The organism is Microbacterium sp. NPDC057741, from assembly GCF_042798735.1.
In the GTDB taxonomy this organism is placed as follows: Bacteria; Actinomycetota; Actinomycetes; order Actinomycetales; family Microbacteriaceae; genus Microbacterium.
In genome coordinates this window covers 155,674-182,632 of the sequence record NZ_JBHVJW010000005.1, presented here as the reverse complement: position 1 = coordinate 182,632, position 26,959 = coordinate 155,674, and the positions used below count along the sequence as shown (strand labels likewise).

Annotated in this window: 28 protein-coding genes; 17 read left to right on the top strand and 11 right to left on the bottom strand. The window is 69.8% G+C overall.

The features are described 5' to 3' along the window. Positions 1–2 precede the first annotated feature (2 nt). Positions 3–584 (top strand): TetR/AcrR family transcriptional regulator, encoded by a 582-nt coding sequence (locus tag ACFVDO_RS16155; RefSeq protein WP_378856571.1) that lies wholly within the window; start codon positions 3–5, stop codon positions 582–584. A gap of 96 nt (positions 585–680) precedes the next feature. On the opposite strand, the gene ACFVDO_RS16150 is transcribed toward ACFVDO_RS16155, so the two are convergent. Next, positions 681–1,748, bottom strand: coding sequence for a threonine aldolase family protein (locus ACFVDO_RS16150; RefSeq protein ID WP_378856569.1), 1,068 nt, complete (start codon positions 1,746–1,748; stop codon positions 681–683). A gap of 16 nt (positions 1,749–1,764) precedes the next feature. Continuing rightward, positions 1,765–4,302 carry a cellulase family glycosylhydrolase gene (locus ACFVDO_RS16145; protein WP_378856567.1) on the bottom strand — a complete coding sequence of 846 codons (2,538 nt, stop codon included), beginning with the start codon at positions 4,300–4,302 and terminating at the stop codon, positions 1,765–1,767. Between the two features lie 105 nt (positions 4,303–4,407). Here ACFVDO_RS16145 and ACFVDO_RS16140 point away from each other — a divergent pair, with 105 nt between their 5' ends. Beyond that, a complete protein-coding gene (locus ACFVDO_RS16140) occupies positions 4,408–5,832 on the top strand; it encodes an MFS transporter (RefSeq protein WP_378856565.1) in 1,425 nt (474 codons plus the stop codon). Positions 5,833–5,899: 67 nt separating this feature from the next. Here ACFVDO_RS16140 and ACFVDO_RS16135 read toward each other — a convergent pair whose 3' ends face one another. Together ACFVDO_RS16135 and ACFVDO_RS16130 are read right to left on the bottom strand one after the other, a co-directional pair. Further along, positions 5,900–7,456 (bottom strand): SLC13 family permease, encoded by a 1,557-nt coding sequence (locus ACFVDO_RS16135; RefSeq protein WP_378856563.1) that lies wholly within the window; start codon positions 7,454–7,456, stop codon positions 5,900–5,902. Between the two features lie 27 nt (positions 7,457–7,483). Then, positions 7,484–7,921 (bottom strand): hypothetical protein, encoded by a 438-nt coding sequence (locus tag ACFVDO_RS16130; RefSeq protein WP_378856561.1) that lies wholly within the window; start codon positions 7,919–7,921, stop codon positions 7,484–7,486. A gap of 188 nt (positions 7,922–8,109) precedes the next feature. Between ACFVDO_RS16130 and ACFVDO_RS16125 the strand changes: the two genes are divergently transcribed. Then, complete coding sequence (locus ACFVDO_RS16125; protein ID WP_378856559.1) at positions 8,110–8,751, top strand: TMEM175 family protein; 642 nt, start codon at positions 8,110–8,112, stop codon at positions 8,749–8,751. Here ACFVDO_RS16125 and ACFVDO_RS16120 read toward each other — a convergent pair. Both ACFVDO_RS16120 and ACFVDO_RS16115 read right to left on the bottom strand, forming a co-directional pair. Continuing rightward, a complete protein-coding gene (locus tag ACFVDO_RS16120) occupies positions 8,714–9,367 on the bottom strand; it encodes an SDR family NAD(P)-dependent oxidoreductase (RefSeq protein WP_378856557.1) in 654 nt (217 codons plus the stop codon). The two genes, ACFVDO_RS16125 and ACFVDO_RS16120, sit on opposite strands and share 38 nt — an antisense overlap. 107 nt (positions 9,368–9,474) lie before the next feature. Beyond that, a complete protein-coding gene (locus ACFVDO_RS16115; protein ID WP_378856555.1) occupies positions 9,475–10,941 on the bottom strand; it encodes a DUF6421 family protein in 1,467 nt (488 codons plus the stop codon). 71 nt (positions 10,942–11,012) lie between these two features. Between ACFVDO_RS16115 and ACFVDO_RS16110 the strand changes: the two genes are divergently transcribed. Further along, the gene (locus ACFVDO_RS16110; RefSeq protein ID WP_378856553.1) at positions 11,013–11,465 is read left to right on the top strand and encodes an Lrp/AsnC family transcriptional regulator; all 453 of its coding nucleotides are present in this window, start codon (positions 11,013–11,015) and stop codon (positions 11,463–11,465) included. Positions 11,466–11,576: 111 nt separating this feature from the next. On the opposite strand, the gene ACFVDO_RS16105 is transcribed toward ACFVDO_RS16110, so the two are convergent. Beyond that, positions 11,577–12,317: a YggS family pyridoxal phosphate-dependent enzyme gene (locus ACFVDO_RS16105; RefSeq protein WP_378856551.1), complete on the bottom strand. Its 741-nt coding sequence runs from the start codon at positions 12,315–12,317 to the stop codon at positions 11,577–11,579. Positions 12,318–12,442: 125 nt separating this feature from the next. On the opposite strand from ACFVDO_RS16105, the gene ACFVDO_RS16100 reads away from it, so the two are divergent. The 3 genes from ACFVDO_RS16100 (at position 12,443) to ACFVDO_RS16090 (ending at position 15,049) form a co-directional block, all read left to right on the top strand. After that, on the top strand, positions 12,443–13,207 hold the full coding sequence (locus ACFVDO_RS16100) for a histidine phosphatase family protein (protein ID WP_378856549.1): 765 nt from the start codon (positions 12,443–12,445) through the stop codon (positions 13,205–13,207). A gap of 79 nt (positions 13,208–13,286) precedes the next feature. Continuing rightward, positions 13,287–14,243, top strand: a complete 957-nt coding sequence (locus ACFVDO_RS16095; RefSeq protein WP_378856547.1) for a 1,4-dihydroxy-2-naphthoate polyprenyltransferase — start codon at positions 13,287–13,289, stop codon at positions 14,241–14,243. Then, entirely contained in the window at positions 14,243–15,049 is an 807-nt protein-coding gene (locus tag ACFVDO_RS16090) for a hypothetical protein (protein WP_378856545.1), read from the top strand. Before ACFVDO_RS16095 ends, ACFVDO_RS16090 begins: the two co-directional genes overlap by 1 nt. A gap of 4 nt (positions 15,050–15,053) precedes the next feature. On the opposite strand, the gene ACFVDO_RS16085 is transcribed toward ACFVDO_RS16090, so the two are convergent. Next, positions 15,054–16,079 (bottom strand): DUF5937 family protein, encoded by a 1,026-nt coding sequence (locus ACFVDO_RS16085; RefSeq protein ID WP_378856543.1) that lies wholly within the window; start codon positions 16,077–16,079, stop codon positions 15,054–15,056. Between the two features lie 68 nt (positions 16,080–16,147). On the opposite strand from ACFVDO_RS16085, the gene ACFVDO_RS16080 reads away from it, so the two are divergent. Genes ACFVDO_RS16080 through ACFVDO_RS16070 form a run of 3 tightly spaced genes read left to right on the top strand, consistent with a single transcriptional unit; the run spans position 16,148 to position 17,462 of the window. Next, on the top strand, positions 16,148–16,501 hold the full coding sequence (locus tag ACFVDO_RS16080) for a cupin domain-containing protein (RefSeq protein ID WP_378856541.1): 354 nt from the start codon (positions 16,148–16,150) through the stop codon (positions 16,499–16,501). 11 nt (positions 16,502–16,512) lie between these two features. Continuing rightward, the gene (locus ACFVDO_RS16075) at positions 16,513–16,806 is read left to right on the top strand and encodes a DUF4287 domain-containing protein (RefSeq protein WP_378856539.1); all 294 of its coding nucleotides are present in this window, start codon (positions 16,513–16,515) and stop codon (positions 16,804–16,806) included. 11 nt (positions 16,807–16,817) lie between these two features. Next, positions 16,818–17,462 (top strand): dihydrofolate reductase family protein, encoded by a 645-nt coding sequence (locus ACFVDO_RS16070; RefSeq protein ID WP_378856537.1) that lies wholly within the window; start codon positions 16,818–16,820, stop codon positions 17,460–17,462. 45 nt (positions 17,463–17,507) lie between these two features. Here ACFVDO_RS16070 and ACFVDO_RS16065 read toward each other — a convergent pair whose 3' ends face one another. Next, positions 17,508–17,804 (bottom strand): DUF4229 domain-containing protein, encoded by a 297-nt coding sequence (locus tag ACFVDO_RS16065; RefSeq protein ID WP_378856535.1) that lies wholly within the window; start codon positions 17,802–17,804, stop codon positions 17,508–17,510. A gap of 66 nt (positions 17,805–17,870) precedes the next feature. Here ACFVDO_RS16065 and ACFVDO_RS16060 point away from each other — a divergent pair, with 66 nt between their 5' ends. From ACFVDO_RS16060 to ACFVDO_RS16045, 4 genes are all read left to right on the top strand, one after another. Next, complete coding sequence (locus ACFVDO_RS16060) at positions 17,871–18,212, top strand: PLD nuclease N-terminal domain-containing protein (protein ID WP_378856533.1); 342 nt, start codon at positions 17,871–17,873, stop codon at positions 18,210–18,212. Further along, positions 18,209–20,050: a thiamine pyrophosphate-binding protein gene (locus ACFVDO_RS16055; RefSeq protein ID WP_378856531.1), complete on the top strand. Its 1,842-nt coding sequence runs from the start codon at positions 18,209–18,211 to the stop codon at positions 20,048–20,050. Before ACFVDO_RS16060 ends, ACFVDO_RS16055 begins: the two co-directional genes overlap by 4 nt. A 10-nt stretch (positions 20,051–20,060) precedes the next feature. After that, the gene (locus ACFVDO_RS16050; protein ID WP_378856529.1) at positions 20,061–20,528 is read left to right on the top strand and encodes a hemerythrin domain-containing protein; all 468 of its coding nucleotides are present in this window, start codon (positions 20,061–20,063) and stop codon (positions 20,526–20,528) included. 194 nt (positions 20,529–20,722) lie between these two features. After that, a complete protein-coding gene (locus ACFVDO_RS16045) occupies positions 20,723–21,577 on the top strand; it encodes a polyphosphate kinase 2 family protein (protein WP_378856527.1) in 855 nt (284 codons plus the stop codon). A 108-nt stretch (positions 21,578–21,685) separates the two neighbouring features. On the opposite strand, the gene ACFVDO_RS16040 is transcribed toward ACFVDO_RS16045, so the two are convergent. Next, positions 21,686–22,963 carry an isochorismate synthase MenF gene (locus ACFVDO_RS16040; protein WP_378856525.1) on the bottom strand — a complete coding sequence of 426 codons (1,278 nt, stop codon included), beginning with the start codon at positions 22,961–22,963 and terminating at the stop codon, positions 21,686–21,688. A 96-nt stretch (positions 22,964–23,059) separates the two neighbouring features. Further along, positions 23,060–23,626, bottom strand: coding sequence for a DUF402 domain-containing protein (locus ACFVDO_RS16035; RefSeq protein ID WP_378856523.1), 567 nt, complete (start codon positions 23,624–23,626; stop codon positions 23,060–23,062). 39 nt (positions 23,627–23,665) lie between these two features. Between ACFVDO_RS16035 and ACFVDO_RS16030 the strand changes: the two genes are divergently transcribed. Genes ACFVDO_RS16030 through ACFVDO_RS16020 form a run of 3 tightly spaced genes read left to right on the top strand, consistent with a single transcriptional unit; the run spans position 23,666 to position 26,877 of the window. Continuing rightward, on the top strand, positions 23,666–24,385 hold the full coding sequence (locus tag ACFVDO_RS16030) for a class I SAM-dependent methyltransferase (protein WP_378856521.1): 720 nt from the start codon (positions 23,666–23,668) through the stop codon (positions 24,383–24,385). Positions 24,386–24,405: 20 nt separating this feature from the next. After that, the gene (locus ACFVDO_RS16025; RefSeq protein WP_378856519.1) at positions 24,406–25,458 is read left to right on the top strand and encodes a polyprenyl synthetase family protein; all 1,053 of its coding nucleotides are present in this window, start codon (positions 24,406–24,408) and stop codon (positions 25,456–25,458) included. 48 nt (positions 25,459–25,506) lie between these two features. Continuing rightward, the gene (locus tag ACFVDO_RS16020; protein ID WP_378856517.1) at positions 25,507–26,877 is read left to right on the top strand and encodes an FAD-dependent oxidoreductase; all 1,371 of its coding nucleotides are present in this window, start codon (positions 25,507–25,509) and stop codon (positions 26,875–26,877) included. Positions 26,878–26,959: the final 82 nt, after the last annotated feature.

Below are 26,959 nucleotides of genomic sequence, written 5' to 3'. Positions count from 1 at the left end.
AGATGACGGTCGAGACCCCGCCGCGTGCCCGCCGCGCGGACGCGCAGCGCAACATCACGGCGATCGTCGACGCCGCGATCCGTGTCTTCTCCACTGCTCCGGATGCCCGGATGGCGGATGTCGCCGCGGCGGCCGGTGTCGGCCGCGTCACCGTCTACGCGCACTTCTCCTCACGACCGGAGCTGCTGCGCGCGGTCGTGGAGCGAGCGATCGCGGAGGGGGACGAGGTGCTCTCGGCAGTCGACACGTCCGGCGACCCCGGCCGCGCGCTCGGGCGGCTCATCGCTGCGAGCTGGCAGCAGATCGGCCGCATCGGAGCCGTCGCCACGGCTGCCCTCGATGTGCTCGACGACGACGAGCTGCGCCGGCTGCACGAGGCTCCGGCGGCGCGGGTCCTGGCACTGGTGCGTCGCGGGCGCAGCGAGGGCGTGTTCCGCACCGATCTGCCCGAGGACTGGCTGGTCGGCGTGCTCCGCATGATCATGCAGGGCGCCTCGGTCGAGGTCGAGGCCGGGCGGCTCCGTGCGGAGGACGCGGCCGACACGATCACCGCAACGGTGCTCGGCGCCTACGCCGCACGCTGACCGTCGAGCATCGGATGGCCGAGGCGCCTCTCACGCCGAGAGACCCCGGTCCGCGCGTGTGCGCAGGCCGGGGTCTCTCGGCATGGAGTTCTCGGCTCAGGCCGTCGTCAGGCGTGCCAGCTCCGCGACGAAGGCGTCGACGTCGGACTCCTGAGTGTCGAAGCTGCACATCCAGCGCACCTCGCGCTTGGCGGCATCCCAGTCGTAGAAGCGGAAGCTCTTGCGCAGCTCGTCCGCGACGCCCTCGGGCAGCACGGCGAAGACGCCGTTCGACTGCGTGGGCTGCGAGAACGAGACGCCGCGCACGGTGCCGTCGGCGAGGCCCGCCTCGACCTCGGAACGCAGGCGCCGCGCCATCGCGTTCGAGTGCCGCGCGTTGCGCAGCCACAGGTCGCCCTCGAGCAGGGCGATCAGCTGCGCCGAGACGAACCGCATCTTCGACGCCAGCTGCATGTTGAACTTGCGGCCGAAGATCAGCCCGTCGGATGCCTCGGGGTTCAGCACCACGACGGCCTCGCCCAGCATCGCGCCGTTCTTGGTGCCGCCGAAGCTCAGCACGTCGACGCCGGCGTCGCGGGTGAAGGCCCGCAGCGGCAGGTCGAGGGCGGCCGCCGCATTCGAGATGCGGGCGCCGTCCATGTGCAGCTTCATGCCGTGGCCGTGCGCGTGGTCGGCCAGGGCGCGGATCTCATCGGCGGTGTACAGCGTGCCCAACTCGGTGGACTGCGTGATCGACACGACCAGCGGCTGCGCGCGGTGCTCGTCGCCCCAGCCCCAGGCCTCCCGGTCGACCAGCTCGGGGGTGAGCTTGCCGTCGTCGGTGGGGACGGTCAGCAGCTTGAAGCCGCCGACCTTCTCGGGCGCGCCGGCCTCGTCGACGTTGATGTGCGCGGTGGAGGCCGCGATCACCGCGCCCCAGCGCGGCAGCATCGACTGCAGCCCCGTGACGTTGGCCCCCGTGCCGTTGAACACCGGGAAGGCCTGCACGCCGTCACCGAAGTGGCCGCGGAAGACCTCCTGCAGGTGCTCGGTGTACTGATCCTCGCCATAGGCGATCTGGTGGCCGGCATTGGCCTCCGCGATCGCCTGGAGCACCTCGGGGTGGATGCCGGAGTAGTTGTCGGATGCGAAGCCGCGCACGGCGGTGTCATGCAGAACGCTCACCGGACAAGCCTACTTCTCAGCGGATGCGCATCGCGTACTCGCCCGAGGCGCAGCCGGTCAGCATCCATCCACCGTCGACCTGCTCGGAGGCGATGTCCGTGAGGCCGGTCGACTTCGTGACCTCCGGCTCCGCGGTGCCGGGGACCCATACGCGCAGCCCGCATCCGTGCTCGGGCGTCGTGCCGGACAGCGCGAGCCGGCCGTCTGCGCCGGTCTCGGCGGATGCGAGCGACGTGATCCGCCCCGGGGCCGACTGCGGGTAGGCGCGACTGAGCAGTCGCAGCAGGTCCTCGTTGCCCGGTGCGTTCTCGCCGGTCTTGCAGTCCTCCGGCACCAGGGCAAGGCCGAGCGGTCCGATGCCGTTCTGCGGGTCGCCGCAGGACTGCTTCCAGACCCAGTACGCGCTGCCCAGCATCCTCCGGTCCTCCTCGGCCGCGTACCGGGTCATCCGCTCGCGGATGGATGCGTCGTCGCCCCAGTAGCCGTACTCGCCGGACCAGAGGATCATGTCGTGCTCGTCGGCGACCCGCTGCGCGGCCTCGAACTGGCGCTCGATGCCGATGATCGTGGGCAGGCCGAGGGAGTGGTCCATCGTGATCGACTCGGCGTACAGATGCGGCGAGAAGACCACGTTCGCGTCCGCCGTGAACCCGAGGGCCGGACCGCTGTCGATGCCGAGACCCGACCACAGGATGCTGGGCTCGACGAAGACGATCTGCGGTGCGCCGGCCTCGCGGATCGCGTCGATCGCGCGCGACCAGAACCGGCCGAGCTGCGCCGAGGTGGTCACCGGCGCGGTCTCGCCGAACCCGGGTTCGTTCAGCAGATCGAAGCCGGCTACGGCCGGCTCGTCGGCGAACACGCCGGCCAGTTCGCCCCAGGTTCGCACCAGCGCGGACTGGATGCCGTCGGTGTCGAACCAGAAGTGCTCGAAGGCGCGGTCGCCGGCGGGGGAGATGTCGCGGCCGGTGAACGAGCACCGAGGGGTGCCGTCGAACTGCGTCGCCCAGGCCGGAGCCCCGTCATAGCCCCACATCGGGTCGATGCCGGGGCGGCACACGTCGCCGGGCTGAGTCGGCGCGTTCGACCATCCGTCCTGGTGCATGTCCAGCACCGTGCGGATGCCGTGCGCCTTGCCCCACCCCACGGCCTCCTCGATCTTGCCGAGATATGTCGGGTCGAGGCTGCCCTGCTTCGGTTCCAGCGCGGACCACGAGATGTTCAGCCGCACGACGTCGAAGCCGAGCGCGGCCATGTCGGCGTAGTCCTGCTCGGTGAGCGGACGGGTGGCTGGGACCTCGGGGCGCGCCTGATAGAAGTCGACCAGCTGATTGACGTTCACGCCCCGCAGCAGCACCTGATTGCCCTCGCCGTCGGCGATGCGCCCGTCCTCGACGCGCAGGAAGCCGGCGGGCACGTCGTCGGCCTCGGCGCGCTGAACGGGCGGATGCAGCATCGTGCCGGCGGTCACCGCGACGGCGAGCACCGCTGCACCCGCGACCACGGACACGGGGCGGGCGCTTGTGCGACGTGCGCTTCCCGCAGAGATGTGCGCGTCGCGCGGAGTATCCGCGACATCCGATCGGCGCGCAGCGCTCTCGTCTGCGCCGGCGATGGGACGTGTGCGGACACGATCCGCGAGCAGGGCGACGACTGCGGCGATCCATCCCACGGCCGCGCCGAACGACATCCCGTCGGCGATGAAGATGTACGCGTTCAGCAGCGGGGCGAGCTCTCCGGTGAACCCGTTGTCGACGATCAGCGCGAGCAGGGCGAGGACGAGCCCGAACAGCCCGCCTCCGACCATCGCGCCCGCCCATGTGCCCAGGAACCCCGGCACACGCCGCCGGCACCAGCGGATGCCGAGCCAGGCGGCGATCGCGAGCAGCGCGACCCCCGCAGTCAGCAGCACGACGCCGTGCTCGACCCGCGGCGCCGGAAGCAGTGGGGCGTACGCCCCACCCGTCCACCATGAGCCGCCCAGCACGGGCGCTAGGGCGGCGACCGTGATCGCCGCGGGCCACACCGGGACAGCCGACGCCCCCGATGCTCCGGTCTCACCGGATGCGGGTGCGCGTGATGCTCCGGTCTCACCGGATGCGGGTTGCGCCGGCGAGGACCCGCGACGATTGCGAGCGGAGCTGCTCTGGCGCCCGCCCTTTACCGGACGCCCGCCGGCGAGCCGGGTGACGGCCGCGATGATCAGGGCAGCCGGCACAGCCTTGGCCGTCACGTAGCCCGCCGCCCAACCGGCCAGCAGCGGATCCAGGGTCATGGCCAGCACGGTCGCAGCCTGCGCGATCAGCACGGAGAGGGTTCCGACGGCGGTCATCGTCCAGAAGCGTCCGCCGGTGCGGACGGCGCCCCACCACAGCATCCCGAGCATCACCGGTACGAAGACGACGTATCTGGCGATCGGCCACCAGAGGTCCACTCGCGGCGTGCCGCCGGGCCAGCCCACCAGAGCGAGCAGCCCGGTCGGATCGGCGATGGCTTGCAGCGCGATCAGTACGGCGGCGGTCAGGACGGCGACCAGGGGGCGGCGGATCCGCATGCGGCACTCCTTCGTGTGGCATCGACTCCCACCGATCCTAGGACTGAATACCAAATTGTGTACGGTTCGAGGCCTGATGTCCGTGCTCCCGCCTACCCTCGACCCATGCGCACTTTCCTGCAGGTGCTGGTGAACACGATGGTGGCCAACGTCACCACCAGCTTCCTGTGGTTCGCGCTGACCTTCTGGGTGTACCTCGAGACCAGGAACGTCATGGCGACCGGCATCGTCGGCGGCGCCTACATGCTGCTGATCGCGGTCTTCTCGATCGTGTTCGGCACCTTCGTCGACCGGCACCGCAAGCGCGCGGTGTTCGTCTTCTCGAGCGCCGTCACCGCCGTCGCCTTCCTCGCAGCCGGTGTCGTCTACCTGTGGCAGCCCGAGAGCGCGCTGATCGACTTCGGCGGCCCCTGGTTCTGGGTGTTCTGCGGCTTCATCCTGTTCGGCGCCGTGGTCGAGCAGATGCGCAACATCGCGCTGTCCACCACCGTCACGCTGCTGGTGCCGGTCGAGCGGCACGCCAACGCGAACGGCATGGTGGGCACCGTGCAGGGGCTTGCCTTCCTCGTCACGAGCGTGTTCAGCGGCCTCGCCGTGGGTTTCCTCGGCATGGGCGGCACGCTCGTGATCGCGGTCGGCCTGACCGTGGTCTCGCTCGTGCACATCCTGTTCGTGCGCATCCCGGAGGAGAAGCCGACCATCGATCCGGACGCCCCTTCGGCGATGGACGTGCGCGGCAGCATCCGCTCGATCCGCGCCGTGCCCGGCCTGTTCGTTCTGCTGTTCTTCTCGATGTTCAACAACCTCATCGGCGGCGTCTACATGGCGCTGATGGACCCCTACGGGCTCGAGCTGATGTCGGTGCAGCTGTGGGGCATCGCGCTCGCCGTGGCATCCACCGGCTTCCTGGTCGGCGGCGCCATCGTCGCCGCCAAGGGCCTGGGGCGCAACCCGATCCGCACCATGCTGGTGCTCGTCATCGGTATGGGAGCGCTCGGCGCCGTCTTCACCATCCGGGACTGGTGGCCGCTGTACGTGTTCGGCATCTGGGTCTACATGGCGCTGATCCCCGCTGTCGAGGCCGCCGAGCAGACCGTGATCCAGAAGGTCGTGCCCTTCGAGCGGCAGGGTCGGGTTTTCGGCTTCGCCTCGGCGATGGAGGCGTCCGCCGCGCCGATCACGGCGTTCCTCATCGCACCGATCGCGCAATACGCGATCATCCCGTTCGTCGAGTCGGCGCAGGGGCAGCAGACCTGGGGCTGGCTGGTCGGCGACGGTCGGGCGCGCGGCATCGCACTGATCTTCTTCTTCGCCGGGCTCGCAACGATCGCGCTCGCCCTGTTCGCGTTCACGACCCGCGCCTACCGCCGGCTCAGCGCTTCGTACGAGAACGAGGACGGCGAACCGCCCGCGTCGGGTGCGGATGTCGGGGAGTCGGCATCCGACGCCACTCCGCTGACCGCCCGCGGTGGTCTGGTCGATCCGTCAGCTCCCGCCGGGCGTCCCGAACCCGGGACGGCGAGCGACTGAGCCGCGGGCGCCGTCCTTGACGGTGCTTCCACGACGCGAGAGCATTCCCCGGTGACGGCGTCTTCGCTCAGAACGCCCAGATCACCGGTACCAGCAACGTCGCCACGGCCACGAAGAAGACCACCATCGGCAGCCCGATTCGCCAGTAGTCACCGAAGCGGTAGTTGCCCGGCCCCTGGATCATCAGGTTCGCGGTGTTGGCGATCGGTGTGGTGAAGGCCGCAGCGGCGGCCACGGCGATCCCCATCAACAGCGGCAACGGAGAGATCTGAGCCGATTCGGCCACGGACAACGCGATCGGCGCGACGATCAGCACCGTGGCGAGGTTGCTCAGAAACTGCCCGAGAACCACGACGACCAGCACGATGCCGAGCAGCAGCAGCTGCGGTGAGCCGCCGCCGAACGCCGACACCAGCCAGTTCGCGATCAGATCCGCGGTGCCAGAGGTCTGGATGGCAGTGGAAAGCGGGATCATCCCGGCCACGACGACGAGAGTGGTCAGTTGCACCGAGCGCTGCGCCTGACCGACTGTGAGCACCCGCGATGCGACGAGCACGGCGGCTGCGATGAGCACGACGATCGACGGAGGAAAGACACCGGTCGCCAGTAGTGCGCACATCGCGGCGAGCACACCGACCGCGGCATACGAGCGTGCCCCGAGCACCACGGACTGCCGGCGGATCTGCTCCGGCATCTCGACCACGGCGATGCCCGGCAGGCTCGACCGGGTGTCCAGGACATCCCACGACCCGCGCAGGAGCACGGCATCGCCGGGGCGCAGGCTTGCTGAAGGCAGCGAGCGTCCATCGCGCGTCACGCCGACGACGGTGAGGCGCCCCTGGTCGGTCTGCATACCGGGGAACACCGTTTCGCCGATCAGCGTCGAGTGCGGGGTGATGATGGCTTCGGCCACACCCTCCTCGTAGGAAAGGGCTGTCTCCGCCGAGGGGACGGCATAGTCGTCCGCGACGCGCTCGGCGTAGCGGCTGAGGTCCTTCGGCGCGTTCTCAGGCACCCGTTCGGGGAGCAGCCTCTGGCCGAACGTCAGTACGATCGCGATCGTGCCGGCGACCAGCGGCAACCCGACCAACCCGAATTCGAAGAACCCGAACGGACGCGCGCCGGCGCTTTCGGCCATCTCCGAGACGATCACGTTGATCGGAGACCCCAGCAGCGTGAGCATCGACGCGGAGTGCGCCGCGAAGGCGAGTGGGATCATCACTTTGGACGGAGGTTGCGCGATGCGGGTCGACAGCATCACCGCGACCGGCACGAGCGCGGCGACCGCGCCGTCGACGCTGATCAGCGCCGTGAAGGCTGCGCACAGGAGCATCAGCGCCCCGAGCACCTTCACTCGGTCATCTCCGATCCGCCGAACCAGCACCTGGCCGGCCCAGGCAGTCACGCTGGTGGCATCCAACGACTCGCTCACTATGAACAGGCACGCGAGATAGATGATGATCGGATCACCGAACCCTGCCACGCTCTGCTCGAACGTCAACGTGCCGGTGAGGAACAGCGTCAACGTGACGAGCACCGCCGTCACCGGCGGAGGCACGAGGTTCGTGATGAACAGCACGACCGCGACGATCAGGGTCAGCACGGTCACGAGGATGGGGTCCACGGGAGTCCTCTCGTCGGGGTGATTCGCTCAGCCGTGGGCGAGGGACTGCAGGGCGACGACCACGATGCCGATCGCTGCCTCGCCGGCCAGCGCGAGTGCGCGCTGCCACCAGGTCAAAGGAATCCGCCGTACCGCGAGATAGCCGATCAGGACGAGAGAGGCCACGAGTCCCACGGCAGACACTCGCAGAGCCACCTCCATCGTCCACCAGCCGGCCAGCGCGATCAGCAACGCGAGCACGGGGATCGTCACGGCGGTGAAAGCACCGAAGCTCACGAACAGGGCGTGCCGCAATTCGTGTCTGGTCATCATCCGGTTCGAGGACACGGCGTGGGCGAGCACGTCGGCGACGAACACCGCGAGCAGCGTTCCGAGCGTGGTGACCAGCAGAGTGAAGAGGGCGTTGCCGGGGGCGGGCGGATGCGCGAGCAGTGCGATCACCACCGCGAGTGCGACGAACACCACGTAGATGCGCTCCTTCAAGCGTTCAGCGCGGGCGCGACGGGTGGCGTCGGTTTCATGTGCATCGGAGCTGCTCCGATTCTCGCTGTGCATGGATCGATCATTTCACTCGCCGAGTGGCGCCTGCGAGCAGACGCCGCCGGTCGCGTGGCGCGCTTGACGGTACTTCCACGACGCGAGAGCATTCCCGGGTGACCGAGACCGACACCCCGCGTACGCTGCTGCCCGCCGATAGGTTGAAGGCCTTCACCGACGGGGTCGTCGCAATCGCGATGACGCTGCTGATCCTGCCGCTCATGGAGGGCGTGATCGACCTCGGACGTGAGGGCGTCACGGTGCTCGAGTACCTGCAGGAGGACACCGGGCAGCTGATCAGCTTCGCGATGAGCTTCGTGCTGATCGCGTCGTTCTGGGTGACGCACCATCGCATCTACGATCGGGTCGAACGCACATCGCCCACACTGATCTGGATCACGATCGCCTGGATGTTCACGATCGTCTGGTTGCCGGTGCCCACCGCGATGATCGGGTCGATGCCCGACGACGCCGCGCAGAAGTCGCTCTACGTCGGCACGCTCATCGCCGCGTCGCTGGTGCTGATGATCACCAGGATGTACCTGCTGCGGCATCCGGAGCTGCACGACATCTCCGGAGAGAACCTGCGCGCCGGGATCGTCTCGGAGATCGTCGTCGTGGTCCTCTTCGCGATCGCGCTGACAGTCGCGATCACCGTGCCCGCGATCGGCTATCTGGCGATGTTCCTGATGGCACTCACCGCGCCAGCGATCCGCCTGGTCAGGCGGCTGGGCCGAGGTCGACGATCCGATCGTTGAGTTCCTCGGCGGGGGAGTCCCACAGGCCGAGAACGGCGGATACCAGCAGGCCCGGCTCCAGCGCACCCTTGGCGCGGAACACGACGGATGCCGCGCGCAGCGGCGCCCCGGCATCCCGTGCGGCCTTCGCGAACCCCTGCGCGACCGACCGCGCCCAGGTCTCGCTCGCGGCCTTGACGCTCGCATAGTTCGCCCCGCCGGCCAACGGGCGGGCGACGGCCGTGGAAGACACGATCGCGAAACGACCGGCATCAGATGCCCGAAGCGCCGCGTCGAAGGCGCGGCTGGTGGCACGCACAGCGGCGAAGGCCGGCAGCAGCGCCGCGAGGTCGTCATCGCTCTGCCCGGCGAGACCGCCGCTGCCGCGCCAGCCGCCCACAAGCGGGATCACACCGTCGACGGGACCGAGACGTGCGGCCAGCGCGGTCATCTCCTCGAGCGAGGTCGCATCGGCGATCTCGGTCTGCGCCCCGGCATCCGACAGCGGCGCGAGCCGGTCGGCCGAGCGGCCCGTTGTGACGACGTGGGCACCCGCGTCGGTCAGAGCGCTCGCGAGCGCGAGCCCGGACGCGCTGGTCGCCCCCGCCAGCAGAACAGTCTTCCCCGACACACTCATGCAGTCACCTTCCCACATCCGCACTCCCGGTGCTCCGGTCTCCATGGATGCGGGTCCGACCGAACCGGCACCCGCAGTCAGTGAGACCGGAGCGGAAGTGAAGAGTCTCAGTCGTCGGTGCCGCGGATGCCCACGGTGGACTCGATGACCGGCTTCATCTTCTTGTCGAGGGTCTCGAAGAACATCGACAGCGGGAACTCGTCGTCCATCACCGCGTCGGTGTAGCCCTTGGGTGCGCCGGCGAGGATCTCGTCGGACAGCCCGCGGGCCCACTGCGACGCCGGGTGCGGGGTCAGCGTGCCGCGGACCAGGTCGTACGCGGCCAGCCAGTGCGCGACCTTGGGGCGGTCGATCGAGTGCCAGTACAGGTCGTCGATCGCATCGCCGAGCGCGACCACCGCGTCCGGCACGTTCTCCCAGTCGAACGCGAGAGCGGTGTCGGTCCAGTGCAGCACGCCGTGCTGGTGCAGCCAGGCGAACAGCAGCTGGCCGCCGACGGCGTCGTAGTTGCGCACCCGGGTGCCGGTGATTGCGAACCGGAAGATTCGGTCGAAGATCACCGCGTACTGCACGAGTCCCGCGTAGTCGTGCATCTCGAGCTCGCTCGGAGTCAGCTGCTCGCCTGCCTCGATGCGGGCGTCGAGCGAGCGCTCGATCTTCACCGCCTCGCGGAACGCGGTCATGTCGCAGCGCATCTCCTCGAGGGAGTACAGGAAGAACGGCATCCGCTGCTTGATCATGAACGGGTCGAACGGCAGGTCACCGCGCATGTGCGTGCGGTCGTGGATGATGTCCCACATCACGAACGTCTTCTCGGTGCGAGCCTGGTCGTCGAGCATCGCGGCGGCGCGCTCGGGCAGGTCGAGGTTCGTGATCGCGGTCGCCGCGCGCACGACGCGGCGGTAGCGGGCGGCCTCGCGGTCCTGGAAGATCGCGCCCCAGGTGAACGAGGGGATCTCGCGCATCGCGACGGTCTCGGGGAACAGCACGGCCGAGTTGGTGTCGTAGCCGGGCGTGAAGTCGACCAGGCGCAGCGAGACGAACAGCTTGTTGCCGTAGTCGCCCGCCTCGAGGTCGGCGATGAACTCCGGCCAGATCGTCTCGACGATGAGCGCCTCGACGAGACGGTCGCTCGAGCCGTTCTGCGTGTACATCGGGAAGATCACGAGGTGGCGGATGCCGTCCACGCGGTGCTGCTGGGGCTGGAAGGCCACCAGGGAGTCCAGGAAGTCCGGCACGCCGAAGTCCTCGTCCGCCCAGCGGTCGAAGTCCTTCACGGATGCCGCGAGGTACTCGGCGTCGTGCGGGAAGGCGGGGGAGAGGGCGCGGATGCCGGCGGTGATGGCGCCGACGAGCTCCTTGGCCTTCTCGCGATCGGCCGCCTCGGGGATAGAGCCGTCCTTGATCTGCAGCGCGCGCATCGCGATCGCGGCGTCCTTCAGCTGCAGCCAGGCGGCGCTGGTCTCAGCTGTGGTGGCATCCTCGACGACCCCTTCGGCTCGCTTCGCTCGCTCAGGGCGGCGCTCGGCCTTATCGCCGATGATGGCGTGAGTGGTGGGAGTGAGAGTGGACATCGGGACCTCCGATCGTCGATGAGGCGGAAATTTTCCGGCATGAGCCGGTATCTACCGCTATTATTCCACGTATGGATGATGCCGTCGACCGTTCGATCGTTGCCGAGGTCTCCGCGGACGGCCGGGTCACCCTGGCGCAGCTCTCTGAGACCGTGGGACTCTCCACCTCGGCGGTGCAGGCGCGGCTGAAGCGCCTGGAGTCCCGTGGCGTGATCACCGGCTATCGCGCGCTGCTCGACCCCGAGCAGGTCGGAAAGCCGCTGTCGGCGTTCATCGAGATCACGCCGCTCGACCCGGCGCAGCCCGACAACTCGCCGGAGCTGCTCGAGCACCTCGACGCCATCGAGGCGTGCCACTCGATCGCCGGCGACGCCGCCTACATGCTCTTCGTGCGGGTGCCGTCACCGCGCGCGCTCGAGCAGTTGGTCCGCGACATCCGGCTCGCGGCGAACGTCAGCACCCGCACGACCGTGGTGCTGCAGACCTTCTACGAGAACAGGCCCATCGTCCCCGCGAGGGACTGACGCTTCTCCTCAGCTCCCGTCTCACTCGTTGCGGGTCGTACGCGGAAACACCCGCATCCATCGCGACCGGAGCGGCAGAGATGCCGGCCCGGATGGTCGGAGCGTGAGGGGTCAGGCCGGGTAGGCCCGTGCGCCGAAGAGCCGCTGGCCGACGCGCACAACGGTCGAACCCTCCTCGATCGCAGCCTGGTAGTCGCCGGACATGCCCATGGACAGCTCGCCGGGGCCGACCAGGTCGCGCTCCCGCGCACGGTCGCGCACGCCGCGCAGGATCCGGAAGCACTCGCGCACGCGCTCGGTCTCGTCGGTGAACAGGGCCAGGGTCATCAGCCCCTGCACGCGCAGGCTGTCGCGGTGCTTCAACTCCTCGAGGAATGCGAGGGCGTCCTCCGGCTCGATGCCGGACTTCTGCTCCTCGGCCGAGGTGTTCACCTGCACGAAGACGTCGAGCGATCGCCCCGCAGCCTGCAGGCGCTTGTCCAGCGCATCCGCGAGACGGATGCTGTCGAGCGCCTGGAACTCGTCGGCGAAGGCCACGACGTCCTTGGCCTTGTTGGTCTGCAGGTGCCCGATCACGGACCAGCGCAGGTCGAGGTCGGCGAGGTTCTCGGCCTTGCGCTTCGCCTCCTGCACCTTGTTCTCGCCAAGGTCGGTCGCGCCCGCCTCGATCGCCAGGCGCAGGCGCTCCTCGGGGACGGTCTTGCTCACGGCCAGCAGGCGGATGCCGGAGGCGTCGCGCCCCGACCGCTCCGCGGCGGCGGCGATGTTCGCCCGCACCTCGGCGAGGTTCTGCGCGAACTCCGCCACGGAGGTCGCCTGCGGGTAGAGGGGGCGCGCGGGCTGATCGGTCACCCTTCGAGGGTACCCGTCGCGGGGATCAGGGCAGGGACTTCCGCTCCAATACCGAACACCGATAGCATTTGAATCCCGAACATTGTTTTGTTTTTTCTGATCCCCGCTGTATCGAAGGAGATACCATGCCCGACATGTCCCGCCGCACCGCCCTCATCTCGCTCGGCGCCGCGGCCCTCACCGGCGCCGTCGTCACCGGCACAGGGGCTTCGGCAGGCGCTGCGACGGCCCCGCAGCCGAACCGCACGGTCACCGTCCACCTCGTGCGGCACGGCCAGACCTGGATGAACCGCGCCGGTCGCATCCAGGGCTGGGCCGATTCTCCGCTCACCGAGGCCGGCGTGGATGTCGCACGGAAGGTCGGTCACAATCTCGCCGCCGAGATCGGCGGGTTCGACGCCGCGTACTCCGCCGACATGACACGCCACTTCGACACGGCCTCAGGCATCCTCTCCGCGGCCCGCTCGTCGCTCACCGCGACCCGCGTCGCAGGGCTGCGCGAGGTCGCGTACGGCGGGTGGGAGGGCGAGAAGCAGTCCACCGCCTACCCGAAGCTGATGGCCGCGGTGAAGGGCGACGCCCTCGCCGACATCATCGACGCGTTCGTCGCCACCAACCCGATTCCCGCGGCGACGACGGAGACCTGGCAGCAGGTCGCGGATCGCATGAACGCCGCACTCACGGCCGCGGTCACCGACCGCCGGCTGCCGATGCGGCACGGCGGCAGCATCCTCGCCGTGTCGAGCGGCATGTCGATCATGTGCCTGCTCGAGTCGCTCGGCGCCCAGACGCCCGCGGCCGGCCTCGAGAACGGTGCGGTCAGCACGCTCACCTACGCGCAGGGTGCGTGGACCGTCGAGAAGGTCGGCGACACCAGCTACGCCGAGTGATCCGTGATCCGAGCGGATGCCGCTGCCCCGGGTATCCGCTCGGATCGCAGTCATCGACACGGCCAGTAGGATTCCGGACGTGGCATCCGGCAAGAGCAGCAAGATCAAGAAGAAGAGCGGCACCAGCGGAAACCCGGCCAAGCGCCCGGTGATCGAGCAGGGCCCCGTCCGCGTCGGCGACTGGATCGGCGCGGCCAGGCTGCGCACGCTGCCGCTGGCCGTAGCGCCGGTCGTGATCGGAACCGGCGCCGCACAGACCGTGGACCACCTGTTCCACTGGGTGATCGCTCTGGCCTGCCTCGCCGTCGCCGTGCTGCTGCAGATCGGCGTGAACTTCGCGAACGACTACAGCGACGGCATCCGCGGCACCGACGCCCATCGGGTGGGGCCGGCGCGGCTCACCGCCTCGGGCCGGGTGCCGGCGAAGCGCGTGCTTCTGGTCGCGCTGGTGTTCTTCGCGCTCGCCGCGCTGGTCGGCCTCGCGATCGTCATCCGCACGCAGCAGTGGTGGATGCTGGCGGTCGGCGCCGTCAGCATCATCGCCGCCTGGTTCTACACCGGGGGTAAGCGCCCCTACGGCTACAACGCGATGGGCGAGCTGTTCGTCTTCGTGTTCTTCGGCCTGGTCGCCACGCTCGGCACCACGTGGGTGCAGGTCTTCGCGCTGCCCCTCGAGGCCTGGATCGGCGCGGTCGGCGCCGGACTGTTCGCCTGCGCCGTGCTGCTGGCCAACAACCTGCGCGACATCGACCAGGATCGCGAGGTGGGTAAGCGCACACTCACCGTGCTGATCGGCAAGACGGCGACCCGGGTGATCTACACGCTCTTCGTCCTCATCCCGTTCGCGTTCTCGGTGCTCTACGCGCTGCTGTACCCGATCGCGTGGATCTCGCTGCTGGTGCTGCTGGCCGTGCTGCCCGCCATCCTCATCGTGTGGACCTACCGGCAGGCCCGCGAGCTCATCATCGCCCTGAGCCTCACCTCGCTCTCCTCTCTCGCCTGGGCGGGCCTGATCTACTGGGCTCTGGTCGGCTGATGGAGCTCTTCGCTCTACCCGCCGAGCCCGGCCGCGAGAGCGAGGACGCCTGCGCACTGGGCGAGGGCATCGCCGTCGTCGTAGACGGGGCCGGGCTCCCGAAGAGCATGCGGCGCGGCTGCGGGCATTCGGTCGCCTGGTACGCCCGGATGCTGGCGGAGGCCTTCCGCGTGCGGTTGGAGCACCGCTCGGTGGCCATGACCGAGGCGCTGGGCGCAGCGATCGAAGAGGTCACCGCCGCGCACCGCGGCACCTGCGATCTGCACGACGGCTCACCGAGCGCCACGGTCGCGGCCTGGCGAGTCGACGGCGACGACGTGGAGCATCTCGTGCTCTGCGACGCCTCGATCGTGCTCGCGCACCGTGACGGCACCGCGACGGAGATCACCGACGATCGCATCAACGCGGCGGTCGATCGCCGCGCCGCCGAGATGCTCGGCGACGGCGCGCACGCGCTCGCCGACATCGCCGCGGCCCGGTTCCGCGCGCTCGACGAGAGGCGCAACGTCGAGGGCGGGTTCTGGTGCGCGCAGACCGATCCGGACGCCGCGCGGCGGGCCCTCACCGGGCGCACGCCGATCGCGGAGCTCGCCGCGATCGTGGCGTCGTCCGACGGGGGCACCCGGGGATTCCAGCTGGTCGGCGCGCACACGCTCGAGCGCTTCGCCGAGCTGGCTTCTGCGGGTCGGCTGGCCGAGATCGCGGGCGAGATCCGCACCGCCGAGGACGCCCGAGACACGTGGACCTTCGCCAAGCCGCACGACGACATCGCGCTCGTCGTCCAGAGATTCCCGCCCGAGCGCTGACGGCTCAGAGCCCAGCACCGACGAGCGCTTCGCCGAGCGCTGTGCGCAGGTGCAGCATCCGGTTCCCCTCGCGGGAGCTCGTGAGCAGGCCGGCATCGCGCAGCACCGTCAGATGATGGGATGCGGTGGACACGGCGATCCCGGCATCCGCGGCGACCTGCGAGGTCGTGCGCGCGATATGCGCCTGCAGCAGGATGTCCGCGCGCACCGGCCCGACCAGGGCGCCGAGCGCCTGTGCGAGGTCGGCGGAGTCCCGCGCCCAGCCGGAGGTGACGCCGCGGGCGGGGTAGAACAGCGTGGGCTGCGCCGGGGGCTCCGTGATGACCATGCATCCCCAGGACGACATCACGGACGGCACCAGCACGAGTCCGCTGCCACGGCAGTCGACGTCCTCGCTGTGCCTGCGCAGCTGCACTCGCACCGAGCCGTCGCTCCAGCGCACTGTGCGGTGCAGTCCGCCGGCCATGGCGGCGAGGCCGTCGGCGGTGACGGTCCGAGCGCGCACGGCGATGTCTGCGCGCAGCATCCGCTCCAGCTGGGGCCAGACCGGGGCGACCGCAGCATCCCACACCTGCTCCCAGGCGTCTGCGATCAGGGCGCGGGCGCGCTCAGGCTCGGCCCGCATGCGGCGGAGCGCCTGCTGCCGCTCGCCGGAGGATCGCTGGATCATCTTGGCCAGGTCGACGAGGATGCCGGGCACGGGCGCGACTCGCAGCGCGGCGAGCTCTTCCGCCGGCGTCAGGTCCCAGCGAGCGTCCGTGGTGAGGAAGTCCGGCATGTACCCGTCGGCGCCGATCACCTGCGCGAGCAGGCTGAACGGTTCGCGGGGAACGGACTCGCGCACCTGCTTCAGCCATCCCCACTGCAGCGGATGCTCCGCGGGACGCAGCAGCGCGCGCACCGCATGCGCGAACTCGTGCCCGGGTGAGACACCGAACCGCACGGCCTGGATGTCACCGGGGCTCAGCCGGAAGTCCACCCGGTGGTCAGAGCTCTCGACCCCTTCGCGCGGGCGGGTGTTTCGATCCACATCGAAACTCTAGGGGCTCGCGGTCGGGGGGCGGAAGAGTGAGAGCACCGCACGGAAAGGAGCACATCATGGTCGAGACACTCGCCGTTCCCACGCTCGTCGCGCCGGATGAGATCCGCCTGGGCACGGGGAACAGCCGCCGGTTCCCGGGCAGCGACCACGGGGCAGGCATCTCGTACTTCTACATCGACAACCAGCCGGGCCAGGGTGCCTCGCTGCACTGGCACCCGTACCCCGAGACGTGGGTCGTGCTCGAGGGTGACGTCACATTCGTCGTCGGCGACGAGCAGATCGTCGCCACCGCCGGTGACACGGTCACCGGGCCGGCCTACGTGCCGCACAAGTTCACCAACACCGGCACTGGCACGATGCGTCTCATCGGCATCCACGCCTCCGCCGTCATCATCCAGACCGACCTCTGACAGGAGAACCTTTGTCCTTCCAGGCATACCTCGACAACATCGAGACCAAGACCGGTCTCACCCCGCGCCAGTTCATCGAACTGGCGACCGACAAGGGCTTCGGCCCCGGCACCAAGGCCACCCCGATCCTGGAGTGGCTGAAGACCGACTACGACCTGTCCCGCGGCTACGGGATGGCGCTCGTGCACGTGATCACCAAGGGCCCGCAGATCAGCGCCAAGCACGTCGGCAGCGACGGCCCGCATGCGGATGCCTCCGACACGCTCTGGTTGGACGGCGCAGCCAGCAACCCGGCGAACGCCTGAGAGGAGCATCGATGAGCGTACGCGTCGATCTGAACATCTCGCTGGACGGCTACGCGACCACGACGGATCAGACACCGGAGAACCCCTTCGGCGACGACTGGGGTCGCCTGGTCGCGGCATACACCGCGACCCGCACCATGCAGGAGCGCGTGTTCGGCGACACCTCGGGAGCGGGTACCACCGGCGTCGATGAGAAGTACGCCGCCGCCTACTTCGAGGGCATCGGCGCCGAGATCATGGGTGCGGGCATGTTCGGCCTGCACGACCACGGCGAGGATCCGGACTGGCGCGGCTGGTGGGGAGAGGAGCCGCCGTTCCGGGCGCCCGTCCTCGTGCTCACGCACACCCCGCGCCCTCCGATCTCCTTCGACAACGGCACCGAGTTCCACTTCCTCCAGGCCACACCCGAGGAGGCTCTGCGGCGGGCCACCGAGGCTGCCGCAGGCAAGGACGTGCGGATCGGCGGCGGCGTCGAGACCGTCCGGCAGTTCTTGGCCGCGGGGCTCGTCGACAGGCTGCACGTCGGAATCGTGCCGATCCTGCTCGGCCGCGGCGCGAGCCTCTGGCAGGACCTGCGCGGGCTGGAGGAGAGCTGCGAGGTGACCAGCGAGGTCGCCGAGAGCGGCGTCATTCACGTCACGTTCCGCAGACGCTGATCGAGAGGAGCGGATGCCGTGGACTCGGCATCCGCTCCTTCTTCGTCAACTCTCGGAGGGCTTCTCCGGTGCCTCGGGAGTTGCGTCGTCCTCGATGTCCTCGTCGGTCGGCCTGGCGGGATTGCGCGCCGCGCGCCGCTCGTAGATGTCGCGCGAGGTGGCCGACAGCGGCGTGCGCAGGAACAGCAGCGAGATGCTCATGCCGATGAGCGCGGCGAACAGGGCCGCCAGCCACCAGAACTCCTGGAAGATCGGGAAGAAGAAGTACAGGATCGCCAGCGGCACCAGGAACGCCAGCAGACGCAGCACGGTGTACACGAGGAGGGGCGGCAGCTTCTTCACCTGAACAGCTTAGGCGGGGCGCTTAGGACTGGGCTGGGCGCCGCAATCCGCGCCTACACTGGAGACATGGCGCGGGTTCTCATCGTCGGCGGCTTCCTCGCCGTCGTGTTCTGGGTGTTCAGCATCGTCGACTGCACCGTTCAGCCGGCGACGCGGCACCGTGGTGTGTCGAAGGGGGCCTGGGTCGCGATCGTGGTCCTGATCCCGGTGATCGGCGGCATCCTCTGGTTCGCGCTCGGGCGTCGCCGCAAGGGCGACCGCTCTGACACCCGCCCCTACGCCCCCGACGACGACTCCGAGTTCCTGCGGGGCATCAACCGCAAGGAGCAGGACGCTCGCATCCGCGAGCTGGAGGAGGAGCTCGCCCGGCTCGACGACGACGGCGACCACCCGGACCCTCGGTCGTGACGACCTCCCCCGCGAGCGAGGCTGCGGCCGATCTACTCGCCGAGCTGATCGCGCACGGCGTGCGCGATCTGGTGCTCTCGCCCGGTTCCCGCTCGCAGGCTCTCGCGTTGGCAGCGACCGCTCTCGACCGCGCCGGGCTGCTGCGCGTGCACGTCCGGATCGACGAGCGCGTCGCCGGGTTCACCGCCCTCGGCATCGCCAGGGAGACGCGCGTGCCGGTCGCCGTGGTCTGCACCTCGGGAACCGCGGCGGGCAACCTGCTGCCCGCGACGATGGAGGCCTTCCACTCCGGCGTCCCGCTGCTGCTGCTCACCGCCGACCGTCCGCCCGAGCTGCGCGGGGTGGGCGCCAACCAGGCCACCGTGCAGCCCGGCATCTTCGGACCGTTCGTGCGCTGGGCGGTGGATGCTCCGGTGCCGGAGCCCCTCACGGGTTCTGAGCGGTCTTCTCTTCCGGGTTCTGAGCGGTCTCCTCTTCCGGGTTCTGAGCGGTCTTCTCTTCCGGGTTCTGAGCGGTCTCCTTTTCCGGCTCCTGAGCGAGCGGAGCGAGACGAAGGACGCCCCACGTCTGGTCTCCTCACTCCTCGTTCGGGAGCATCGGGGCTGGGGAGCGCCTGGCACGGTATCGGCACCCAGGCCGTCGAAGCGGCGATGGGCCTCACCGGCACCGGCATCCTCGGCGTCGCCGGCCCTGTGCACCTGAACCTCCCGGCCCGCGAGCCGCTCTCCGCGGCCATCGAGGTGACCGCCGATCCCGGACCCGCACCGCAGCTCCCGGCATCCGAGACCCTCATGCTCTCGCGCGGTCCGCGCACCGTCGTCATCGCCGGTGCCGACGCGGGCGCCGACGCGGAGGAGATCGCGTATGCCGGCGGCTGGCCGCTGATCGCCGAGATCGTCAGCGGGGCGCGCTACGGGCGACTGGTCGTGCACGACTACCGCGGGCTGCTCCGCGACGAGAGCCTCGGCGGTCGCGTCGAGCGGGCCGTCGTCCTCGGGCATCCGACCCTCAGCCGTGAGGTGACCGCGCTGCTCGCGCGCGACGACGTCGACGTCGTCGCGGTGCACCGTGGGGGAGAGCCCCTCGATCTCAACGGGCGCACGACTGCGGCGTCCACGGTGGCCGTGGAGCCAGGCGCGACCGACCGGCAGTGGCTGGGCGCCTGGACGACCGTGTCGCAGGCGGCGGCCGTTGACCTCTCCGAGGCCGCCCCCGATCAGGAAGGTCTGTACTCAGACGACCACGCCGCACGGCTCGGTGCCGTGAGGGCCGAGCTCGACGCCGTGCGCCGTCCTGTCGATCGCGCGCTGCTCGCCGACGCCGTGTGGCGGGCGACCTGGCCGCACGACCGCCTCGTCTTCGGATCCTCGCGGCTGGTGCGCGTGGCCGACCAGATCCTCGGCGGCAAGAAGGTGCCGGTGCACGCCAACCGCGGGCTGGCCGGCATCGACGGCACCATCGCCACGGCGATCGGCATCGCCCTCGCCAGTCAGGACGGCGGTGCACCGGGCGTGACCCGCGTGCTGCTCGGCGACCTCGCCGCGCTGCACGACGTCGGGGCCCTGCTGCTGCCCGCCGGAGAGACGGCGCCACGCATCCAGGTCGTGATCGGCAACGATGGCGGCGGCACGATCTTCGACGGGCTCGAGGTCGCGGCATCCGCCCCTCAGGACGATCTGGACCGCGCGTTCTACACGCCGCACGCGGCGCGCTTCGCCGACCTCGCGGCGGCCTACGGGTGGGAGTACCAGCGGGTGTCCACCCGCTCGGCCCTCGACCAGGCGCTCACCTCGCCGGTGACCGGTCCGCAGCTCATCGAGGTGCCGCTCGACCGCTAGGCTCGTCCGGATGGATCAGGACACCGCGCGATTCTCCGCCTGGAGTGACGAGCTCCGCCGAGTGCATGCCCGCCTGCGCGAGGCGCTGCAGGTGACGGGCGAGGCGCTCGCCGCGGGTGAGCAGGCGGCACCGTCGACCCGCGACCTGCTGCTGTTCTGCCGCGGATTCTGCAGCGCGCTCGACGCGCACCACCGGGGCGAGGACCGATCGCTGTTCCCCGCGATCGAGCGGGAGCATCCCGACCTGGCGCCGGTGCTGCGCAAACTCGAGCAGGACCACTCGATGATGGCGCACCTGATCGGCGGCCTGCAGTCGGCCGTCGACTCGGGTGCCGCGCCGGCCGACCTGTCCCGTCACCTGGACGGTCTCGGCGCGATCATGGAGAGCCACTTCCGGTACGAGGAGCGGCAGCTGCTCACGGTGCTGGAGACCCTCGCCGAGGATGCCGCGCCGCACGACGCGCTCGGCACGCTCTGACACGCCTTTCCCCAGTTCCGGTTCCAACGGTTGCGGGTTCGTTCCGGCCGGCACCCGCAACGAGCGAGACCGGAGACCTCCGGCGCGCGCCTTCCCCGGTTCCGGTCCCAACGGTTGTGGGTGTGAACGAACCGGCACGCGCAACGAGTGAGACCGGAGCGCAGCGGAGGCGTCGCGTACGGCAGGATGTTCCCATGGCGAAGCAGCTGTGGCACGAGCACCCGACTGAGATCCTGCGGGTGGGAGAGGGGTTCCGCCTCGCGGACGTCGATCCGGACTCGACGCCGGGCTTCCCGCATGGGAAGTCGCACGGCGAGAAGGAGCTCGAGAAACGTCGCGAGTCTCTCGGCGATCTGCAGGAGCGGCTCTTCGCCGCCAGCAGGGTCGGCAGCGACACGGATGCTGTGCTGCTGGTGCTCCAGGCCATGGACTCCGCCGGGAAGGGCGGCATCGTTCGGCATGTGGTCGGCGGCGTCGATCCGCAGGGCGTCGAGCTCGCCGCGTTCAAGGCGCCCACAGCGGAGGAGCGCGCGCACGACTTCCTCTGGCGCGTGGAGAAGCGGCTGCCGCAGCGCGGGTTCATCGGCGTCTTCGACCGTTCGCACTACGAGGACGTGCTGATCGGGCGGGTGCGCTCCCTCGCCCCCGGCACCGAGATCGAGCGCCGGTACGGCGCGATCCGCGAGTTCGAGCGGCAGGTGGCGGCATCCGGGACCCGCATCGTGAAGGTCATGCTGCACATCTCGCCCGACGAGCAGAAGGCCCGGCTGATGGAGCGGCTCGACCGTCCGGACAAGCACTGGAAGTACAACCCCGGCGACGTCGACGAGCGGATGCTCTGGGGCGACTACATGGATGCGTACCAGACCGTCTTCGACCGCACCTCGACGGCGGATGTCCCGTGGCACGTCGTTCCCGCGAACCACAAGTGGTATGCGCGGCTGGCCGTGCAGGAGCTGCTCATCGCGGCGCTCGAGGACATCGACCCGCAGTGGCCCGCGGCCGACTTCGATGTGCCGACGGAGAAGAAGCGCCTCGCTGCGAGCTGACTCAACCCAGCGCGTCGAGCCGCGGATGGAATTCGCCGCTGTGCGCGTCTGCGGGGCGGCGTTCTCCATCCGTGAGAGGTCGAGAAAGACCGCCTCGCGGAGAGCTGATCAGGCCAGCGCGTCGACGACCGGGCGGAACTTCACCCTGGTCTCGAGCAGCTCGGTCTCGGGATCACTGCCCGCGACGATGCCCGCGCCCGCGTATGCGGTGACGGGGATCGTGTCGGCGTAGGTCGAGTGCCGGTGCGGGATCTCGCCGCTGCCGAACTGCGCGCAGCGCAGCGCGACCGCCCACTCGCCGTTGCCCGCGGCATCCACCCAACCCACCGGGCCGGCGTAGCGGCCGCGGTCGAAGGGCTCCAGACGCCGGATCGCCTGCATGGCGACATCAGTCGGCGTGCCGCCGACCGCGGCGGTCGGATGCAGCACCCCGACCAGGTCGAGAGCGGAGGCACCGTTCGACAGCTCCGCCTCGACGTCGGTCGCGAGGTGGAACAGGTTGGGCAGCTTCAGGATGAACGGCTCCTCGGCGGCGGCGAGGGCTCGCACGTGCGGGCGCAGCGAGGCGACCAGACTCTGCACCGCGTACTCGTGCTCGTCGAGGTCTTTCGTGCTCGAGGCGAGATAGGCGGATGCCGCGGTGTCGGCGTCCGCGTCGGCGCCGCGGCCGATCGTGCCCGCGAGCACCCGTGCGGTGACGGTGCCGCCCTGCACGGTGACGAGCGTCTCGGGGCAGGCGCCGATGAACCTGTCCACGGAGTAGGTCCAGGTGTCGGGGTAGCCGGTCGCGAGAGCGCGAACGAGTCGGCGCAGATCGGAGCCCACGGGAACGGTGCCGGTGAGGTCGCGGGCCAGCACGACCTTCTCGTAGTCGCCCGCGGTGATCTCGGCGACGGCGCGGCGCACGGAGTCCTGATAGCTCTCCGGCGTCTGCGCGCCGGGGCCGAGGGTGCCCGCCCAGTGCGGGCCGTATTCGCGCGGCGCGACCTCGATCGGCGCGGCGTCTTCCACACCGCGGATGCGGGTGATCCAGCCGCGGCCGTCGCGACGGCCGATGATCGTCTCGGGCACGATCAGCACGGCATCGCGTGCCGAGTCCTCGTCGAAGGTGAGGGTGCTGAAGCCGACCAGGCCTGTGCCGGGCAGATTCACCTCGTCGTCGATCTCCGCGGCGGACGCGAGGTCGCGCCATGCGTCGGCGATCAGCGCGGCGCGGCTCGAACCCGCCCCCGCGGGTACGCGGATCACGACCTGATGCCGGTCGCCGGCGGCGACCATGCCCTCGCCGCGCCGCAGCCAGGCGACGGGCCTGTCGGGGTCCGCGTACACCAGCAGATCCTCGACCGGGTCGATCTCACGGGTCTCCACGACCAGTCGGGTAGTCACGCGATCAGTCTATTTCCGTCCCCACACCCTTTCGAATCGCTCGACTTGCCGCTGTCACGCCGGAAAGCTGCCAGTTGCGCGATTCGACAGCGGAGGTCAGGGCAGCGGCCGGTCCAGCCCCAGGGCCACCAGCCGGTCGAGCCAGGCATCCGCCGTGGCGTCGTCGAACGGCGGCTCCTGCGCGCGCACCTGTGTCTCGAGCTCGGCGGCGCGGGACTCGAGGCGGTCCATGATGTCGGCGGGGTAGCCGAACTGCGCGCTGTGCTCCTCCCACTCGTCCTGATCCACCGTGCGGGTGCCGCGCTCGTCGAGGTGCCGCACGACGTCGAGGTCCATGTCGATCGCGGTGGCGAGCAGCGGGTCGTCGTCCGACCATCGCACGTCCCAGGCGAGGTCGATGTAGATGCGCATCCCGCGGGGATGTCCGCGGTGCACGGTGAGCGCGTAGTCGGCGGCATCCGCCGGCACGAGCGTGACGTTCGGGCTCTCGGCCACGAACGACCTGCCGGGGCGGGAGCTGGTCCAGCCGACCGGCTGCCCGATCCAGTCGCCCCACCGGTCGGTGCCGAGGTACACGCCCTCGCCGGCCCAGTGCGGTGAGCCGTCCCACTTGCGCCACTGGAAGATCATCGTCTGGCCGGGTTCAGGACGCTGCGCACTCACCCGGCCGAGTCTATTGGGACAGGAAAGTAGTATCGAGGGATGACCGCAGAGCCCAACCGCGCCGACCTCGGCAAGGACCCGGCCCGCGTCAGCGGGATGTTCGACCAGGTCGCCGCCGGCTACGACCGCACCAACACGGTGATGACCGTCGGCAACGACGCGCTCTGGCGCGCAGCGACCACGAGGGCCGTCGCGCCCCGCAAGGGCGAGCGGATCCTCGACCTCGGTGCGGGCACGGCATCCTCCTCGGCGTCGCTCGCCGCGAGCGGCGCCGACGTCGTCGCGGCCGACTTCTCGCCAGGGATGCTGGCCGAGGGCGAGCGCCGGCACGGTGACCTGCCGAACCTCAGCTTCGTCGAGGCGAACGCCACCGACCTGCCCTTCGGCGATGCCGAGTTCGATGCGGTGACCATGTCGTACAGCCTGCGCAACGTGCAGGACCCGAAGAAGGCGATCGCTGAGCTGTTCCGGGTGACCAAGCCCGGTGGGCGCCTGGTGATCAACGAGTTCTCCACGCCGCCGTCCCCGCTCTTCCGCGCGTTCTTCGGCTTCTACAACTCGCAGGTGCTGCCCCGCGTCGCCCGGGTGGCCGGCACCAACGGCGAGGCCTACGACTACCTGAACGAGTCGATCCAGGAGTGGCCCGACCAGAAGACCCTCGCCGCCTGGCTGCGCGAGGCGGGCTGGATCGATGTCGCCTGGCGCAACCTCTCCTTCGGCATCGTGGCGCTGCACCGGGCTCGCAAGCCGGTCGCCTGATCGCAGGTAGGCTGGTCTGCGTGACTTCGAGCCCCGACGCCCCGGGCACGCGCCTTGCGAGCCTGCTGGGCTTCAGCGACCGCCTGTTCCTCGGGCCTTCAGCGCGCCGTCTGTCGCGTGAGGTCGAGGCGGGCCTCGAGCTCGTCGAGTCCGGCCTCGCCGAAGACCTCAAGGCCACCGACTCGGTCGCCGACGCGGCGAGCCGCTATCTGTACGAAGCGGGCGGCAAGCGCATCAGGCCGATCCTCACGGTGCTGACCGCGCAGCTCGGCGACGGCAACATCCCGGCCGTGATCGACATCGCCAAGGCGCTGGAGCTCACCCACCTCGGCTCGCTGTACCACGACGACGTCATGGACGGCGCGGACAAGCGCCGCGGTGTTCCGTCCGCGCACGAGGTGTGGGGCAACAACGTCGCCATCCTCACCGGCGACATCCTGTTCTCCCGCGCCAGCCAGCTCATGTCGCACCACGGCGACCGCGCGATCCGGCTGCAGGCCGACACCTTCGAGCGGCTCGTGCTCGGGCAGCTGCATGAGACCGTGGGCCCGCAGCCGGGCGACGACCCGATCGAGTTCTACATCCAGGTGCTCTCCGACAAGACCGGTTCGCTGATCGCCGCAGCCACGCAGGGCGGCGTGGTCTTCTCGAACGCCCCGGCCGAGTACGAAGAGCCGATGCGCGTCTTCGGCGAGAAGATCGGCGTCGCGTTCCAGCTGCTCGACGACGTGATCGACCTGTCCGCGAACCCCGCCGACACCGGCAAGGTGCCTGGCACCGATCTGCGCGCCGGCGTGCCGACCATGCCGCTCCTCCTGCTGCAGCAGGAGGACTCCGGCGATCTCGCGCACCGCATCGACGAGGGCGTCGCCCGCATCGCCGAGGGCGAGGATGCCGCGCTGCTGGACGGCCCGCTCGCCGAGCTCCGCGACCATTCGGCCACGCAGCGCACGAGAGAGCTCGCGCACTCCTGGACGAAGGAGGCGATCGCCTCCCTCGGCGTGCTGCCGAAGGGGTCCGTCCGGGACGCACTCACCCGATTCGCGGAGAGCCTCGAGGAACGCTCGCGCTGAGCGGCATCCGGCCCTTCGACTCTGAACCGACCTCACGGAAGGATCCTCATGACCAAGCTCAGGCTGGCTATCGTCGGCGCAGGCCCGGCAGGCATCTACGCCGCCGACCTCCTGCTGAAGGCGGAGCGCAAGTTCGACGTGTCGATCGACCTGTTCGAGCAGCTCCCGGCGCCGTACGGCCTGGTGCGCTACGGTGTCGCCCCCGACCACCCGCGCATCAAGGGGATCATCAACGCCCTGCGCGATGTGCTCGACCGCGGCGACATCCGTCTGTTCGGCAACGTGCGCTTCGGTGAGGACATCACGCTCGACGACCTGAAGCGGCACTACAACGCGGTGATCTTCGCCACCGGCGCCGTGCGCGACACCTCGCTCGACATCCCCGGCATCGACGCCCTCGGCTCGTACGGCGCCGCCGATTACGTGAGCTGGTTCGACGGGCACCCCGACGTTCCGCGGGAGTGGCCGCTGGATGCCGCATCCGTCGGTGTGATCGGCAACGGCAACGTCGCTCTCGACGTGTCTCGCATGCTCGCCAAGCACGCCGAGGACCTGCTGGTCACCGAGGTGCCGCGCAACGTCTACGAGGGCATGAAGGACAGCGCCGTCACCGACGTGCACGTGTTCGGCCGCCGTGGGCCGGCGCAGGTGAAGTTCACGCCGCTCGAGCTGCGTGAACTGGGTGAGCTGCGCGATGTCGACATGGTCGTCTACGACGAGGACTTCGACTACGACGAGGCCTCGAAGGACGCCGTCGCCAGCAACAAGCAGGTCATGGTGATCGACCGCATCCTGCAGTCCTGGCGCAAGCTCGACTCGGTGAACAACGCGGGCGGCACGGCATCGCGCCGGCTGCACCTGCACTTCTGGGCCAGGCCTGTCGAGGTGCGCAAGGACGACGAGGGCCGCGTCGCGGCGCTGGTCTACGAGCGCACCAAGTCGGACGGCGCGGGGGGGGCGGTGGGCACCGGCGAGATGCGCGAGGTGCCGATGCAGGCGCTGTACCGCGCGATCGGCTATTTCGGGTCGCCGCTGCCGGAGGTTCCCTTCGACAAGAAGCACGGCGTCATCCCGAACCGCGAGGGTCAGGTGCTGGAGAACAAGTCCAACCAGCGCGTGCCCGGTATCTACGCCACCGGCTGGATCAAGCGCGGTCCGGTCGGTCTGATCGGGCACACCAAGTCCGACGCGATGGAGACCGTGCGGCATCTCATCAACGACCAGGGGTCGTGGTGGCAGCCCGAGGTCCCGGGCGAGGACGCGATCCCGGCGCTGCTGCAGGAGCGCGGCGTGCTGTGGACCGACCTGGACGGCTGGCACCGCCTCGACGCCCACGAGATCGCCCTCGGCGAGCCCGAGGGCCGCGCCCGCATCAAGGTCGTCCCCCGGGACGAGATGGTGCGAGTCTCGCGCGACTGAGGTCCGTCCCGCCGCGAGAAACCATCACCGGCCTGAGAAACCATGCGCCAGCGGGTTTCTCAGGCCGGAAGTGGTTTCTCAC

What these genes read in the sequence shown, in the direction of transcription:
- ACFVDO_RS16100 (WP_378856549.1), top strand. Translation starts at nt 12,443, where the DNA reads ATGCCCGACATGTCCCGCCGCACCGCCCTCATCTCGCTCGGCGCCGCG.
- ACFVDO_RS16140 (WP_378856565.1), top strand. Translation starts at nt 4,408, where the DNA reads ATGCGCACTTTCCTGCAGGTGCTGGTGAACACGATGGTGGCCAACGTC.
- ACFVDO_RS16020 (WP_378856517.1), top strand. Translation starts at nt 25,507, where the DNA reads ATGACCAAGCTCAGGCTGGCTATCGTCGGCGCAGGCCCGGCAGGCATC.
- ACFVDO_RS16080 (WP_378856541.1), top strand. Translation starts at nt 16,148, where the DNA reads ATGGTCGAGACACTCGCCGTTCCCACGCTCGTCGCGCCGGATGAGATC.
- ACFVDO_RS16090 (WP_378856545.1), top strand. Translation starts at nt 14,243, where the DNA reads ATGGAGCTCTTCGCTCTACCCGCCGAGCCCGGCCGCGAGAGCGAGGAC.
- ACFVDO_RS16060 (WP_378856533.1), top strand. Translation starts at nt 17,871, where the DNA reads ATGGCGCGGGTTCTCATCGTCGGCGGCTTCCTCGCCGTCGTGTTCTGG.
- ACFVDO_RS16050 (WP_378856529.1), top strand. Translation starts at nt 20,061, where the DNA reads ATGGATCAGGACACCGCGCGATTCTCCGCCTGGAGTGACGAGCTCCGC.
- ACFVDO_RS16110 (WP_378856553.1), top strand. Translation starts at nt 11,013, where the DNA reads ATGGATGATGCCGTCGACCGTTCGATCGTTGCCGAGGTCTCCGCGGAC.
- ACFVDO_RS16070 (WP_378856537.1), top strand. Translation starts at nt 16,818, where the DNA reads ATGAGCGTACGCGTCGATCTGAACATCTCGCTGGACGGCTACGCGACC.
- ACFVDO_RS16045 (WP_378856527.1), top strand. Translation starts at nt 20,723, where the DNA reads ATGGCGAAGCAGCTGTGGCACGAGCACCCGACTGAGATCCTGCGGGTG.
- ACFVDO_RS16030 (WP_378856521.1), top strand. Translation starts at nt 23,666, where the DNA reads ATGACCGCAGAGCCCAACCGCGCCGACCTCGGCAAGGACCCGGCCCGC.
- ACFVDO_RS16145 (WP_378856567.1), bottom strand. Translation starts at nt 4,302, where the DNA reads ATGCGGATCCGCCGCCCCCTGGTCGCCGTCCTGACCGCCGCCGTACTG.
- ACFVDO_RS16155 (WP_378856571.1), top strand. Translation starts at nt 3, where the DNA reads ATGACGGTCGAGACCCCGCCGCGTGCCCGCCGCGCGGACGCGCAGCGC.
- ACFVDO_RS16115 (WP_378856555.1), bottom strand. Translation starts at nt 10,941, where the DNA reads ATGTCCACTCTCACTCCCACCACTCACGCCATCATCGGCGATAAGGCC.
- ACFVDO_RS16120 (WP_378856557.1), bottom strand. Translation starts at nt 9,367, where the DNA reads ATGAGTGTGTCGGGGAAGACTGTTCTGCTGGCGGGGGCGACCAGCGCG.